This is a genomic window from Aphanothece hegewaldii CCALA 016, assembly GCF_003007785.1.
Classification (GTDB): Bacteria; Cyanobacteriota; Cyanobacteriia; order Cyanobacteriales; family Microcystaceae; genus Chroococcus; species Chroococcus hegewaldii.
Window position 1 is genome coordinate 286,133 of record NZ_PXOH01000001.1, and the last position, 15,352, is coordinate 301,484.

Below are 15,352 nucleotides of genomic sequence, written 5' to 3' on the forward strand. Positions count from 1 at the left end.
TTATGCTCAATTGTTTAACTAATTTCTAAAATGAGACTAGGCATCAAACGTTGTAAATTTTTTAACGATTTTCCTTGCCAAGGGACATTATCTGATCCTTTAATTAATAGCTGACTTTTGTTTAGTTTACGAATATTAATTACAAATTTAGAGAGCATACTAATACCCGAACTATTTAAAAATTCTAATCCTTTTAAATCTATGGTGATCAAAGGTTTATTTTGTAAAGCTACATCTTCAAGTAAATTAGCAATGGGTGAATAATCTTCCATTCCACTAAGTCTTAGAGAGCCTTTAAAAATAATAGTAGTTGTTGGTGAATCATAATCAATACAATAATTATCGTGCATTATTTCCATAATCTTCTAGTGTTTCAAATCGAGAGTTTTGTCAGAATTTATTTTAAGCGGTTAACTGAACCATCGTTGTTACAATTGTAACTTTTGATGCCGATAGTGTTTCAATTTTCCAACCTAATTTCGCCAAATAATCATACATAATTGTAATTAATCCTAGTCCTGAATTCGTTGTATAATTTTCCTGTTCAGCTTCAGCTACTTTTTCTAATTGCTGTATATAAAGTTCTCCTAAATCCGATTCTAGTAATTCTTTAATAACACTTTGAAACCGTTCTAAGATGGCTAATTCTATACAATTCTTAGAAAAAAGAATAATTGTCTCATTAAGCAAATGAATGCCAAATTTAATGGGATATTCCGAAGATTGATCATGAAACTTCATAGCATTTTCTAGTAACTCATTTGCAATATAGCTGACAGCACTTTTTAATTCAGCTTGTTTTTTAATCGTACTGGGATCGTCTTCACTGATGGGAAAAAAAGTTCCCATATAATCAGCGACAAAATCAGCCGATAAACCATTATTTCGCCAACGTTGCTTAAGGGGAATTGAACTAGGGGCAAAACTAATCAATAAAAATTGTTGATTGACGAGAAGTTCTTCTTCATAATCTCCATAAATTTGTATCATTGCTTGGCGATCGCATCATAACAGTTATTACTTTTCTAAGGTTAGATTACCCATAAATCACCAAAAAAGTAACAATTTTGGCAAACCGCAAGACTTAATTGTTATTGTTGTTTAATTACCACAAGAGTCAGATCATCGTAAACAGTATTTCCACTAATATGACGACGAACATCATTAACAATAATCTGTTTGATTTCATGTGCAGAAAAAAGCCAACTTTGACTGACTATTTCACAAAGTCTTTCTAGTCCGTATAATTCTCCCCATTCGTTTTCAGCTTCCGTAATTCCATCAGTATAGAGAACAACTATATCACCCGTTTCTAAGTAAATTTCCGTTTCATGCAAAAACTCGCTGATATCTTCTACTAAACCTAGAGGAAATCCTAAATTGATCGTATCAATTAATTCAACTTTTCCCTCATTGCGAACAATAATAACCGACTCATGCTGTCCACTCAAACGAAGACGATGATCTTTGTAGTCTAGCAAAACAAGGGTTAAATTTTTATCAGAATTAATCCGTTGTACATTATCATAAATCGTTTGGTTGATTACCTGTAAAAACTTAACTGGATCTTGCTCATTTTGATTCATTAAGGTACGAATTGCCGTTTGTACCATGATCATTACAACACCGCTTTCGAGTCCATGTCCAGTAACATCACCAATGCCAATTTTTAACCCACCATTATGACACAATACATCATAATAATCACCCCCAACATCCGATGCAGGTTCCATATAGCCCGCAATTTCTAAATCATGAATTTGCTTTAATTCTTTGTCTTTGGGTAAAATCATTTGTTGTAAGCGTCGTGTAATTTCAAGTTCGGCACTTAAACGTAAATTTTCTTCTTTTAATCGTTCTTCAGCTTCTTTGCGTTTGAGTAGGTTAATATAGGCTTGGGAATGATAGCGAATTCGTGCCACCATTTCCACTGCATCTGGTAACTTGACTAAATAATCATTCGCCCCTAATTCAAAAGCTTTAGCCTTAATAATTGGATCTTCATTACTCGAAAGGACAATGAGAGGAATATCACGAGTGGTTGCATCTTTTGCCCGCAGAAAACGCACGAGGGTTAATCCGTCTAAATCGGGCATGACCAGATCTTGTAAAATAACCGTAGGCTGGATCTCTTGTGCCATTTTTAAGGCTTTGGTTGCATCCTGACAGTAGTAATAAATAATATCTTCGTGTTTAGCCAAAATTTGACGAATGGCTTCACCAACCATCAGTTGATCATCAATAAGTAAAACGGTGATCGTAGTATAACTCAAGATTTTTTCTATCTTTATTATTTAAACTAGCCTACTGCAATCTTAAATTATCGTTGATTTTTTTTTCTATTTCGTTTTTTATGGCGAAACATCAGCCAAATTTTAATAATTAATTCTTCAATCCAGAGAATAATCTGATCAAACCATCCTAAAAGGCTTTCTAAGAAGTGTTTCTGATACCCTGTAGGCGTGGCTTTAATTTCGACCCAATCTGGCCAATCTGACTCTGTGTTGTTATAAGAAGTAGGAAAAGGCTGATTAACACTTTCATTAACACTTTGAGGCTTTTTCGCATCAACAGGGGGCGCAGACGTGGCTACAGGGGCAATAGACGAGGGTTTGGGAGCAACTTTTCGGAGGGCTTTAGGGGTTGCTTTTTCTTTTATTTTGACGGGTTGGGACTTTTGAAGTTGAGGAGTAGATGCAGCCGGTAAAGCGGTTACAGATGGCGTTTCAAGAACAGATTGATTGACTTGGGTGGCGGGGGTAAATAAATCCTGCCAAGATAACCAAGGATCGGGTTCTGTTGGTTCCATAGATGGGATTTGCGGGATATCTTGGGGTATGTCTTGGGGTTTGAGTTTGGGTTCTTCCAAAGCGAGGTAATATGAAAGTGCAGATTTAATTAAAACTTGAATTGTAAAAGGATCTGCTTCTGGGTTGGTTGATTCATCACTAAGACGATTGTTGATGCGATCGCCTATCGTATATAACCATTGTGAACCCGTTTCTTTGACTGCTTCTAAGATTTTTTGACTGGATGCCGTACCTGGTAAAATAGGTTGTTCTTTGTTTAATGTTAAAATTTCTTGTTGTTGTCCAAAGAAATAATCAACCGCAGCCCGTATTAAAACTTGTATCTTCCAAATTGGTGATTCTGCCAGTTCCGATGGCGATTGCATTAAGGTTCGTTGTAACCATTGCGTTAAAGAAATTAAGTCTTTTTCCTCAATTACAGCTAGTTTTTCATCTATAACAAATAAAAATTGTGGTGGCATTAACTCAGATGGAGACGGTTCTATCGGAACCAGAGAAGATTCCCCAAATAAGTTAATTTCCTTCGCAATATCGCTGGTTTGTTCCCAACGCATAATCCGCCAAAACCATCGTACAGGTGGTAAAATATTTGGCCAAGTTTTTCTAAAACTCGGCATTAGTCCAGGTGTTTTCCGTATATATTTTGTGCGTAGTCTTTTTTCGTACCAATAGTTCGCAATTTCTAAACGTATACGATCTTCTAAAATTTTTTGTTGTTCGTTGGTTAAAATATCTAAAACAACATTTTCAGTGGTAACGATCGCTAACCGATGACTATCAATAAGAGAAACAATTCCTTGAATTTGATAGGAGTTGGCGACTAAAGAACTATTAGAAGTTTGAGAAATGGCTAAATATGATGGTTCTTGGAGTGAAAAAAAAGGAGTTTTTGACTGCAAGTGATGAATAATTAAAAGTTTTTCTTCGCCTGTTTTCTTGGGAATTATTGCATCTAAAACCCGTTCTGTGGGAAGAAGTAAATCATCTAGTGGCGCTGTTGTTTCTTTTTTCAGACGACTGGCAATTAAACGAGGAATGTTTCTCGCGGTTTGTTTTAGCTGACGTTGGGCAAACCGTCCCGCTTGTACAAATAAATAAACGGGATACAATAAAATCTGTACACCCCATTCTACGCTTGTTTGAGCCGCATTACGCCAAGCTACGCCCGCCTTTTCTTTAAATCGTATCGAATAACGATTGAGAAAGTTAAAAAAGCGGCTTTTATAGGGACGGTTTGAAGGTAAAGACATCGCACAGCATCTAGGATACTACCTGCTCTATCTTAACTCGAAGCAAGTCTGATCAAAAAAAACAAACCGAGGTACTTCTGTAGAATTATTGATGTTAGGATGACAAGAGATATCAGTCAAATTTTACAACGAATGCACTTAAAGGAAATAAATCTAACCAATAGACGAGAATAGTCAGCATTATTCGCTCTTGCTGTCTGTTGTGTTCTGATTCATATTTGTTGTGTTTTTGTTCCCACTACATCATTCAAAAATAAAAATAAAATATTATTGGTTGGCGAGAAAGCCAGTTATCTATAATTTATGCCCGATATTTGTAAAGTTTTATTAATGAGTCATCATTCAGCCGTTGTTCGGTTAATACAGAAATTATTATCTCAGGCGGATGACTGTTCTTTGGCTCAAGATATTTCTTTTACTCTAACTTGTAGCAAAACGTTAGAAGAGGGACTAAATCAACTATCTAAAGAAATATTTAATGTAATTTTATTCGATTTAATGATCTCTAATGGGGAAGATGTAAAAACATTAAATCAGCTTCGAGAACAATTTCCGCAACTGCCCATTATTGTTTACACCGATAAAACCAATGAAAATTTAATTATACAAGCTTTACAATTAGGGGCTGATGGACATCTGAGAACCGAACATTTAGACTGTAATTTACTAATTTACCAAATTCGGATCGCCATCGAACGACGTAACCACATCATCAAATTAGAACAAATCCAATCTAGACAACAAGAATTAGAATTTATTGAATTAGAAGAAATTATTGAGACAAATACCAGTATTACAGCGAGAATGTTTGGTGCAGAACTCCTCAGACAAAGTGTTCCTGAGTTATTCGGTGAATTAGTGCAAACCTACGGAAATTTACTAGATTTAGCCTTAGAAAAAAAAGCCTACAAAGTTGATTATGATATTTCTGAGCAACTCCGAACCCTCGCCAACAAATTAGGTTTTCTCAAAGCCAGCCCTAGGGATGTTGTAGAAATCCATACAATTACGTTAAAAGAGAAAAATCAAGATGTTACTTTAGCAAAAGCCCAAGCCTATGTCAGTGAAGGCAGAATTATGGTGTTAGAGTTAATGGGTCATCTTGCTTCTTTTTATCGAAAATATTACATCGGACTAAGTAATATCCACCTTGCTACTAAGACTAATCCCCGATCATAGCTATGAATAAATATACATTGAAACTATACATTACGGGTAATTCAATCAAATCACAACGAGCGATCGCTAATCTCTTTCGCATTTGCAAAGAAGAACTAGACGATCAATACATCGTAGAAATCATTGATGTTCTCGAACAACCCCAACTAGCCGAACAAGAAAAAATTCTTGTCACCCCTACCTTAATTAAACAACTTCCCCCACCTTTACAAAGGATTATCGGTGATCTCACGGATCGACAAAAAGTGATACTTGGTCTAGATATCATGCGCTATGATGCGGAATTTAACTAGAAGACTTTCTTGGCAAGGTACACAGAAACAGGCAAAATGAGCTTATAAGATTTATTCACATAAAGATTAATGAACCAAGCCAAAGATCAGGAGTTTATCGAGAAGTTAGAAACAGGAATTCCGGGGTTTGATTTTTTGTCTGAAGGTGGACTACCGAAAGGCCGGGCTACATTAATCGCAGGAACCGCCGGAAGTGCAAAAACCGTCTTTGCTTGTCAGTTTTTAGCTGAAGGGCTAAAAAAAGAAGAAAATGGCGTTTTTGTAACTTTTGAAGAACCGCCAAAGGCTTTACGACGCAATATGAGGGGTTTTGGCTGGAATATCCGTCAATGGGAAGAAGCGGGAAAATGGGCGTTTGTCGATGCGTCTCCTCAACCTGGCGAACGTCCCCTCGTTACAGGAGAATATGACTTAGGAGCATTGATCGCTCGAATTGAATATGCCATTCGTAAATACAACGCTAAACGAGTTTCGATGGACTCTTTAGGGGCTATTTTCAATCATTTGACCGATAGCGCACAAGTTCGTAGTGACCTCTTTCGACTTGCCTCAGCCTTACGAGAACTGGAAGTAACTTCTATTATGACCGCCGAACGCACCGAAGAATATGGCGATATTAGTCGCTACGGTGTTGAAGAATTTGTCGCCGATAATGTGGTGATTTTGCGAAATGTACTAGCCGATGAAAAACGTCGCCGTACGATCGAAATCTTGAAATATCGCGGTACTGATCATCAAAAGGGGGAATTTCCTTTTACAATTATCCCCAATCAAGGCGTTGTGATTATTCCTTTATCGGCGATCGAACTTGAACAAAAATCCTCTAATGTGCGAATTACCTCTGGTAGTGCCGAACTCGATAAAATGTGTGGGGGTGGTTTTTTCCGAGATTCGATTATTTTGGTTTCTGGTGCGACGGGAACAGGTAAAACCCTCATGGTGACAGAATTTATGGCGGGTGGTGTTTCTAATGGGGAACGTTGTTTAGTGTTTGCTTTTGAGGAGAGTCGAGAACAGTTATTTAGAAATGCGACGGGCTGGGGTGTTGATTTTCAACGCATGGAAAAAGAAGGTAAGCTAAAGGTTGTCTGTCGCTATCCTGAGACAACGGGGTTAGAAAATCATTTGATTAATATGAAAGAAATCATCGAAGAATTCAAACCTAACCGAGTTGCTGTTGATAGTCTTTCGGCTTTAGAACGAGTTTCTACCCTCAAAGGATTTCGAGAATTTATTATTGCTTTAACCTCGTTTATTAAACAAAAAGAAGTGGGCGGCTTATTTACCTCGACAACTCCTACTCTACTCGGTGGATCATCGATTACTGAGGCTCATATTTCCACGATTACTGACTCAATTATTCTACTTCGTTATGTAGAAATGTATGGAGAAATGCGCCGAGGAATTACTGTTTTAAAAATGCGGGGATCAATGCACGATAAAGATATTAGAGAGTTTTCAATAGATCACCAAGGAATGCACATCGGTCAACCGTTTAGAAATGTTACTGGTATTCTTGCTGGTACTCCCATGTACACCGCACAAACCGAAGTCGAACGAATTAGCGGTTTATTTGAAGAAGGTAGTTAGTTGACTGCAAACTCAGTATGTTGTCTGATTTCAGGAGAATAAAAAGCTAAAACAATATGTTCTTTAGGGATACCTGCGGCCATTAATTCATCAACAATCCCATCTTCTGTACCATCTCTTTGTATCCAGATTTTATTATTCTTTATCTCAACATGAATTAAACATCCATGTACACGTTTTTCCAGTTGCCAACCTTGGGTAATTAACGCATAATTATGACTTTGGTGATCAATGAGTAATCTTCTTTCAAGTTCGCCATACGAATAAGGAATTCTGGCATAATCACGCAAAATATTTTCAAGAATTTCTGAATATTTATTTAGGGTGTCCATTGTGTAATAACCTCGCTTTCGATTAAAGTATATTAATATTGCTAGGGATTATCTGGAAATTAACAAATTATTACGGTAATGATTAGTATATTAATATTGCTTTCATTGTTTGTTCGTTTAATGATTCCCACCTACTTATATAAAGGGTTTTTAGTCCATTTTAATGGACTTTGTTTATTAGACAGTGAATTCATTCACTGGCGATATTAATATACTGGCTAATGACTTAGGTTATATCAATCTAAGATCGTCTCAGAGCATCCACAGGATCGAGACTCGCAGCACGACGCGCTGGAATAACCCCAAAAATCAAGCCAATTCCCCCAGAAACACCCAAAGTAGCGATAATTGCGGGAACCGAAACACTGGTATACATCATCGAAAAGGTTTGGGCAAAAACCATACCGCCAACACCAACAAATGTACCGATCGCACCACCTGTAATAGCTAAAATAACGGCTTCAATCAAAAATTGTAATAAAATATCTTTTTCTTTTGCGCCTAATGCTTTGCGTAAACCGATTTCTTGAGTTCTTTCGGTGACTGAAACGAGCATAATATTCATCACACCAATACCACCAACAAATAAAGAAATACTAGCGATCGCTGCTAACATTCTGGTTAATCCTTCATTGGTTTGGGTAGCTAGATCCATCACTGTTTGTTGAGGAACGACTTTAACATAATCATCAAAATTAACTTGATGTCTCAAACGGATAAAGTTTTTAATTTGAAATTGTGCTGCTTCTAGCTGACTTTTATCTTTGACTAAAACCGCCAGTAAATGAAGTCTCACACCATAGATAGATGTTTTTCCCTGTAATTGATGCGCCATCGTCGTTAGTGGTACTAAAACCTGATTATCTTGATTTGTTCCGAATAAAGCACCTTTAGAGCGCATGACTCCAATTACTTCAAAACTAATATTTTTAATCCGTATTTGTTCGCCAATAGGATCTTGTTTTTCAAATAAATCTTGTGCAACTTGAGAGCCTAAAACCACAACTCGATTATTTCGTCTTAAGTCATTTGCATTCAGAAAACGTCCTTTTTTGATCTGAAAATTTCTGACTTGTAGATATTCTGGAGATGTACCGACAATCGAAGTAATAGCATTTTTTTGTCCATTTGTCAACATAAATTGGCCAAAAAGTTCGGGCGAAACAGCAACAATATTTGGGATTTGCTTTTCGATCGCTTCAGCATCCGACAACACCAAAGGACGCGCATTAGGAATCGCACTACGAATATTACGAGACGTTAGACTCACAAATAACACATTTGGCCCCAATGTAGCGAATTGTTCGGCGGTTAAGCGTTGAGTTCCTTCACCAATTCCAACCATAGCAATTACTGAAGCGTTCCCAACCGTAATACCAAGCATTGTCAGAATACTTCGCAATTTATTGCTCATTATGGCTGAAAATGCCATTTTGAAATGCTCTTTAATGTCCATCGTTTTCCTTCTTGATAAATGCTAATCCATGTTTGAACGAACCAAAACTGACAAAGAATAAACAGCACTGTTTCTATAGTATTCGCTAACCTCTGGAAATGTCGGGTGTCAATCAAAGTCATATTGTTTTACGCCATAATATTTAAGGGGGAATTTTTGGTGATGAATTAATATGTATTGGCAAGAGATGTCCGGTAGTTGGGTCTTAATTCCTCGACAACCTGTGGGAATTGTCCACTTTTTAGGAGGAGCATTTGTCGCAACAGCACCTCATATTACTTATCGTTGGCTTTTAGAAAATCTCGGTAAATCTGGTTATGCGGTTATAGCTACACCGTTTGTCAATACACTGGATCATAGTGCGATCGCGCTGAGTGTTCTCAATCGTTTTGAATCTATTTTAGAACGGCTTCAATCGACTGGAAAACTCAAACCGGGCTATCTTCCAATTTATGGTATGGGGCATAGTATGGGCTGTAAACTGCATTTGTTGATCGGAAGTTTGTTTCAGGTAGAACGAGACGGTAACATTTTAATTTCTTTTAATAATTATCCCGTCAAGCGTGCCATTCCTTTTATTGAGCCATTAGCCCTTGATGTCAAAACATTAAATTTAGAATTTGTCCCATCACCTGAAGAAACTCAAGATATTATTGCTAAAAATTATTTAGTCCGTCGTAATCTTTTAATCCGTTTTTCTAATGATGATATCGATCAAACATCAATTCTCAATCCGATTTTAATGTCTCGTTTTCCAAATATGATCGCATCGCTTAATTTACCTGGTAATCATTTAACACCACTTGGACAAGAAATGGATTGGAAAGCGGGTGAAATTTTTACCCCATTTGATGCCGTCGGACAATGGTTCAAAAAAGAATTTTCTCGTGATGTCTATCGTCTTAGAGATGAAGTCTTACGATGGCTCAATCCTGAAAAGTTTTTTAAATAATAAAAAAGACACATAATTTGTGCCTTTCGGAGATAGCTCATGTAAAAATTATTTTTTGAAAGTCATTGGAGGAGATAAATCGAGTCAAAAATTTTGTTGTAGCGTTAAATAATTCCTACACCTTTACCGCGTGAATCTTTTTCCTCAGTTAATTTACCAGATTCATCATGATCATTAGCATCTTCTAATGTTGCTTTTCTTTCCGCTTTTTCTTGTGCTTCTATTGCGGCTGCGTCGCCTGGTTCTTCGTAGTACATTTCTGGCTCAACTGCGTAATTATTTAATAATCCTTCACGATCTACAGTGTAGCCACCGGTTGTATCAATTGATGGGTTGTCTGTATCGGGAATATGTTTAAAATCTTCGCCTTCACGCTCTTTACGTGCAGCAGTTTCGGCAGGTACAATACCTCTATCATAAGTATCTTGTTCAACTCTGGGATCTGACATAATTTTTTTACCAAGTATTTTATTGATTTAATAATATTATTGTTTAATTTTTCTCTTTTCAGCATCTATCTTAGGGTACTTAAATCAAAACTTTTTTTATATATTTAGATAGATTTGATGAATAATTTTAAATGTGTTTATTGACCATTTAAAGCCATTTTACATAAAAAAAGGTGAGCAGTGCCACCCGTTTAACTAATTTGATCTAGGATTTTTATAAATCTAATTTATCTAAAATTGTCTTTGATATCCTCAACAGTATGGCGTAAATTGGCTTCAGCTTGTTTCGCTTGTCCTTCAGCTTTAGTTTGAGGATCGCCTGTAACATCACCGACGAATTCTTGAACTTTTCCTTCTATATTTTTAGCAGTCGCTTTCAGTCTGTTTCCTATATCTGTTGTCTCACTAACATTTTCATCAACAAATTTTGCATCTTGGTGACGAATTTCTGCTTCGGCTTGTTTAGCTTGTCCGATAGCCACATTTTGATCATTTCCAGTCACTTCACCGATAAATTCTTGTGCTTGACCTTCAAGATTTTTAGCAATTGCTTTAGCTCTTTTTTCAACACTCATTTTTTTAGATTCCTTAATCTTTTGTTTATATACCCATCAATATAGTCCAAACAAGTTAATAACCCTCTCTATCGTAAAGTTGATGAATGTATCTATCTAAAGATGTAAAGCTAATAAATTATCAAAAAACCTGTATAAATATATAAAAAGTATAAATAATTTTTATCTTAATATTTCTTAGGTCATATATCTTAGGTTAGGTTTAGAAAAAGTCAAGACTCGCAATAATAAAAACGTATAACAAACAATCTAATCTCATCAAAAAGACGATTATTTATGGCTAATCCAATTGAATTTAAGCTATTTGCTCCATATAATGAAAAAGCGGCTTTACTTGCTTCTTTTTCCGACTGGGAAGAAATTCCAATGGAAAAAAGTGATGATGGATATTTCCGTACAACGGTTGATTTAGAAGACGGTGTTTATAAATATAAATTTCGGGTACAATCTAACTCTTGGTTTTTTGAACCTCAACAATGGGTAGATGTCACTGATCCCTATGCACCCGATATCGATGGGATGAGTTCCGAAGAAAATGCCATTATAAAAATTAAAGATGGTGAAGCGATCGTCGATGATTATGTCTGGCAACATGATGATAAGCCATTACCTGCGGATCATGAAATGGTAATCTATGAAATGCACGTGGCTGATTTTTCAGGGGGTGAAGATGATCCCCATGCTAGAGGACAATTTAAACACGTTACCGAAAAGTTAGATTATTTGTCGGACTTGGGGATTAATACCCTAGAATTAATGCCGATTAAAGAGTATCCAGGGGATTATAGTTGGGGATATAATCCGCGTCATTATTTCGCACCAGAAAGCAGTTACGGTACAACAAAAGAGTTAAAACAGTTAATCGATGAATGTCACGGACGGGGTATTCGTGTCATCATGGATGGGGTTTATAATCATTCTGAATCATCCGCACCTTTAACCCAAATTGATCATGATTATTGGTATCATCATTCCCCAAAAAATCCCGAAGAAAATTGGGGACCAGAATTTAATTATGAGCATTATGACGAGAATTTAGATACTTATCCTGCACGTCGATTTATTGGTGACGGGATTATTTTTTGGATTAAAGAATATCATATTGATGGTATTCGCTACGATGCAGCTAAATACGTCGATAACTACGATTTTATGAATTGGATGGTCGAAGAAAGTAAAAAAGCCGCAGGTGCAAAACCGTTTTATAGTGTTGCTGAATATATCCCCGAAACGCCAACTATTACGAATATGGATGGCCCGATGGATGGATGTTGGCAGGATAGTTTTTATCATACAGTTGTTGCTCATATTACGGGTGAAACTTTTGATTTAGAACAACTAAAAAGTGTTATTGAACCTAAACGACGCGGTTTTATGGGTTTGACAAATGTTGTTAACTATCTCACCAATCATGATCATAATCGGATTATGGCGGAATTAGGCGATCGCAATATTTTCGATGAAGACGCATTTCGTCGTAAAAAATTGGGGTTAGCTTTGGTGATGACTTCTGTTGGTATTCCGATGATTTGGATGGGTGAAGAATTCGGGGAATATAAATATAAAACCATCGATCAAGCTAAAATTGATTGGACATTATTAAAAAATGATCTCAATCGTAGCTGTTTTGAATATTACAAAGGTTTGATTGCTTTGCGGAAAGAAAATAAAGCCTTACAAACAGGTAATATTGATTTCTTCCACGAAAACCCAGAAGCGAAAGTTCTTGCTTATACCCGTTGGAATGATGAAGGATCAAGAGTTGTTGTTGTTGCTAATTTTTCAGATCAATTTCTGGGGGGTTATACAGTACCTAATTTTCCGGCTGATGGGATTTGGCATGAATGGACAGGTAATTATGATATAGAGTCAGGAAATGGTCAATTAATGACTGATTTAGGACCATACGAAGCTAAAGTATTTGTCTGGCAATAACTGTTTTAATATCAAATTTATATCAATTAGAATTGTAGGGGTTTGGAAACCAAACCCTATTTGTTACTCCGCCGCGCTCAGGCATTTTTAGGTAATATTAATGTTTTAATAATTACTAAAATCAATGTAAATATAGCAGTTTTAAAATTAATAAAATACACAATTTGGGTTTGGAGACCAAACCCTTACATCTTCTTTTTGGGTTTGGAGACCAAACCCCTACAAATTTATTATTATTATTGATCTAAATCTACTTTAGGTACATCAGGCACAATTTCAGGACGCTCTTTATCTTCCCAACCTAAAGGACGTTTGGAGTTATACCAAGCAATCGAACCAATTCCAGCAGCAGCAACAAAACCAATAACCATTACTAACAACAAAGATACAGAATACTCAGGTGCATTAGGATTAGCGGCTACATCCATTAATAAATTCATCATAAATTATACTCCTAAATTTTTCTTTTTACTAATCCTATATTACAGATTACATAAAAATAATTCATCTATCTTATTGAAGTAAAATTACAGAAAAAGTACTCTTTTTTTTATCTCTATAGATTTAATCAAAAACAAAATTAATCTATCTTAAGAATGAAAAATAAAAAAGGTGAGTCTTACTCACCCTATTAACTAGCAACACTTGTTTGTAGGGAAATCTACTTCTTATCGCCCATATGTACCGCAAAATCATTAGGAACAATTTGAGAGCCATATTTCTTGGCATAAATTTGGGTAAATTCTGCACCAAAGAAAAGAATCTGCGCTGAATAATAAACCCATAATAGAATAACGACTAAAGAACCCGCAGCCCCATAAGTCGTACCAAAACTCCCACTTCCTAAATAAGCTCCTAATAAAGATTTTCCAATCGTAAAAAGAAAAGCTGTAATAATTGCACCAACTGTTACATCACGCCATGTAATATGAACATCGGGTAAAAATTTGTACATCAAAGCAAATAAGAAGGTAACAACAGCAAAAGAAAGAGCAAAGTTTAGGAATTGCCAAATAAAATCACCACCAGGTAAAAATCCACTAAGATAATGATTTAAAGCCGCTATAGCCGCATTTATCACTAATGAAACTAATAGTAAAAAGCCAATTCCTATGACAGCCGTAAAGGACAAAATACGCTTTTTAATTAAATTAGTAATGTTTAATCCAGGTTTAACTTTAACATTCCAAATCGTATTTAAAGCATCTTGTAATTGACCAAAAACACCCGACGCACCAAAAAAAAGCACAACAACACTAATAAAAGAAGCCCATCGACTGGTGTTGGGTTGAGCAGAATTAGCGATCGCTGATTCAATCACTTTAGCGCCTTCTACCCCAACTAAACCTCTAATTTGGCTAACAATTTCACCTTTGGCGGCTTCTTCACCAAAAATAGCCCCGACAATGGCAATTACTAAAATTACTAAAGGAGCTAAAGAAAAAATCGTGTAATAAGCTAAAGATGAAGCTAATAAAGAAGCATTATCATCTTGCCATTCTTGAAAAGTTTCTTTCAATAAACTAAATAAAGTTTTTAAATTCATCGTTTAATATTATTCCGTGATTAATGAATTATATTGATTGTAGGGGTGCGGAATGCACTGCACGCCGTTTCACAGGATTTTAAATCCTGTGAGCGGTGGGGTTTGGTTGCCAAACCCACTTTTTTTCATCAAATAATTAATGAATCAAACCCGAACGTAAAGCCCTAACAGCAGCTTGAGTTCGATCATCAGCCCCCAATTTATTGAGAATATTACGAACATGGGTTTTAACAGTACCCACGGTAATATAAAGTTTAGCGGCAATATCAGCATTACTACAGCCGCCAACAATGAGATCTAAAATCTCTAATTCTCGTTCCGTTAATGGATCATCTTTGAGTAATTTTTGATAATCTGCGTCAACCGCATTAATGGAAATTTGTTTCGAGATTAAAGGTGTTTCACCATTAGGAGCAGCTTGTCTAACTTGTTGTAAAATAATATTAGCGATCGAAGGATCAATCCAAGGGTTGCCTTCTTGGGTTAAACGAATTGCATCGGCTAATTTATCAACGCTAACATCTTTCATGCAGTAGGAATCCGCACCCGCCGCAAATGCCGCCAAAACCGAATCTTGACTTCTGTGCATCGTTAACATCAAGATTTTAATTACGGGTGTTTCCTCAGTTACTCCAGCTTTAAAGCGTCGAACAAGTTCAATTCCGTCTATATCGGGTAAACCAATATCAACTAAAGCGACATCAGGTTTAACAGATTCTAGTAATCTAAGTCCTTGTATTCCATTACTCGCTTCACCAACAACCTGTATTCCATCGCGTCGTTGTAAGGCTCCAATCAACCCAATTCGAGTTAACTCATGATCTTCAATGACAATTATCCGAATCTTATCCATAATTTTTCATCAACTCTTAATATCTTAGGCTGTTGCAATCTATTTTAGGGTAATGCCAATATCTGAAGCTGTCCCGTGAAGATTGCTATAAACTTATAGTCTCTCCTACAAATTATATAAATACAACCTTGA

The 15,352-nt window shown here is 36.2% G+C and carries 16 protein-coding genes; 5 read left to right on the forward strand and 11 right to left on the reverse strand.

Annotation, left to right across the window (positions count from 1 at the left end; all coding sequences use genetic code 11):
- Positions 1 to 14: 14 nt before the first annotated feature.
- The 4 genes from C7H19_RS01355 to C7H19_RS01370 all read right to left on the reverse strand — a co-directional run bounded on the left by C7H19_RS01355 (position 15) and on the right by C7H19_RS01370 (position 4,060).
- A complete protein-coding gene (locus C7H19_RS01355) occupies positions 15 to 350 on the reverse strand; it encodes a slr1659 superfamily regulator (RefSeq protein ID WP_342752252.1) in 336 nt (111 codons plus the stop codon).
- A 52-nt stretch (positions 351 to 402) separates the two neighbouring features.
- Positions 403 to 990: a slr1658 family protein gene (locus C7H19_RS01360; RefSeq protein ID WP_106455086.1), complete on the reverse strand. Its 588-nt coding sequence runs from the start codon at positions 988 to 990 to the stop codon at positions 403 to 405.
- 101 nt (positions 991 to 1,091) lie between these two features.
- Positions 1,092 to 2,273, reverse strand: coding sequence for a SpoIIE family protein phosphatase (locus C7H19_RS01365; protein WP_106455087.1), 1,182 nt, complete (start codon positions 2,271 to 2,273; stop codon positions 1,092 to 1,094).
- Positions 2,274 to 2,320: 47 nt separating this feature from the next.
- Positions 2,321 to 4,060: a hypothetical protein gene (locus C7H19_RS01370; RefSeq protein WP_106455088.1), complete on the reverse strand. Its 1,740-nt coding sequence runs from the start codon at positions 4,058 to 4,060 to the stop codon at positions 2,321 to 2,323.
- 330 nt (positions 4,061 to 4,390) lie between these two features.
- On the opposite strand from C7H19_RS01370, the gene C7H19_RS01375 reads away from it, so the two are divergent.
- The 3 genes from C7H19_RS01375 (at position 4,391) to kaiC (ending at position 7,122) form a co-directional block, all read left to right on the forward strand.
- Positions 4,391 to 5,239, forward strand: coding sequence for a response regulator (locus tag C7H19_RS01375; protein WP_245927205.1), 849 nt, complete (start codon positions 4,391 to 4,393; stop codon positions 5,237 to 5,239).
- 2 nt (positions 5,240 to 5,241) lie between these two features.
- Positions 5,242 to 5,532, forward strand: a complete 291-nt coding sequence (locus C7H19_RS01380; RefSeq protein WP_106455090.1) for a circadian clock KaiB family protein — start codon at positions 5,242 to 5,244, stop codon at positions 5,530 to 5,532.
- Between the two features lie 69 nt (positions 5,533 to 5,601).
- Positions 5,602 to 7,122 (forward strand): circadian clock protein KaiC, encoded by a 1,521-nt coding sequence (gene kaiC / locus C7H19_RS01385; RefSeq protein WP_106455091.1) that lies wholly within the window; start codon positions 5,602 to 5,604, stop codon positions 7,120 to 7,122.
- On the opposite strand, the gene C7H19_RS01390 is transcribed toward kaiC, so the two are convergent.
- Positions 7,119 to 7,454 carry a XisI protein gene (locus tag C7H19_RS01390; protein ID WP_106455092.1) on the reverse strand — a complete coding sequence of 112 codons (336 nt, stop codon included), beginning with the start codon at positions 7,452 to 7,454 and terminating at the stop codon, positions 7,119 to 7,121. The two genes, kaiC and C7H19_RS01390, sit on opposite strands and share 4 nt — an antisense overlap.
- 241 nt (positions 7,455 to 7,695) lie before the next feature.
- Positions 7,696 to 8,910 (reverse strand): ABC transporter permease, encoded by a 1,215-nt coding sequence (locus C7H19_RS01395; protein WP_106455093.1) that lies wholly within the window; start codon positions 8,908 to 8,910, stop codon positions 7,696 to 7,698.
- Positions 8,911 to 9,082: 172 nt separating this feature from the next.
- On the opposite strand from C7H19_RS01395, the gene C7H19_RS01400 reads away from it, so the two are divergent.
- Positions 9,083 to 9,862 (forward strand): DUF1350 family protein, encoded by a 780-nt coding sequence (locus C7H19_RS01400; protein WP_106455094.1) that lies wholly within the window; start codon positions 9,083 to 9,085, stop codon positions 9,860 to 9,862.
- A 104-nt stretch (positions 9,863 to 9,966) separates the two neighbouring features.
- On the opposite strand, the gene C7H19_RS01405 is transcribed toward C7H19_RS01400, so the two are convergent.
- On the reverse strand, positions 9,967 to 10,311 hold the full coding sequence (locus C7H19_RS01405) for a hypothetical protein (protein WP_106455095.1): 345 nt from the start codon (positions 10,309 to 10,311) through the stop codon (positions 9,967 to 9,969).
- A 227-nt stretch (positions 10,312 to 10,538) separates the two neighbouring features.
- Positions 10,539 to 10,703, reverse strand: a complete 165-nt coding sequence (locus C7H19_RS01410) for a CsbD family protein (RefSeq protein WP_106455208.1) — start codon at positions 10,701 to 10,703, stop codon at positions 10,539 to 10,541.
- Positions 10,704 to 11,162: 459 nt separating this feature from the next.
- On the opposite strand from C7H19_RS01410, the gene C7H19_RS01420 reads away from it, so the two are divergent.
- A complete protein-coding gene (locus tag C7H19_RS01420) occupies positions 11,163 to 12,821 on the forward strand; it encodes an alpha-amylase family glycosyl hydrolase (protein ID WP_106455096.1) in 1,659 nt (552 codons plus the stop codon).
- Between the two features lie 236 nt (positions 12,822 to 13,057).
- Here the strand turns inward: C7H19_RS01420 and psb35 are convergent, their stop codons facing one another.
- The 3 genes from psb35 to C7H19_RS01435 all read right to left on the reverse strand — a co-directional run bounded on the left by psb35 (position 13,058) and on the right by C7H19_RS01435 (position 15,220).
- Positions 13,058 to 13,261: a photosystem II assembly protein Psb35 gene (gene psb35, locus C7H19_RS01425; protein ID WP_106455209.1), complete on the reverse strand. Its 204-nt coding sequence runs from the start codon at positions 13,259 to 13,261 to the stop codon at positions 13,058 to 13,060.
- Positions 13,262 to 13,482: 221 nt separating this feature from the next.
- A complete protein-coding gene (locus C7H19_RS01430) occupies positions 13,483 to 14,367 on the reverse strand; it encodes a YihY/virulence factor BrkB family protein (protein WP_106455097.1) in 885 nt (294 codons plus the stop codon).
- 136 nt (positions 14,368 to 14,503) lie between these two features.
- A complete protein-coding gene (locus C7H19_RS01435; protein ID WP_106455098.1) occupies positions 14,504 to 15,220 on the reverse strand; it encodes a response regulator in 717 nt (238 codons plus the stop codon).
- Positions 15,221 to 15,352: the final 132 nt, after the last annotated feature.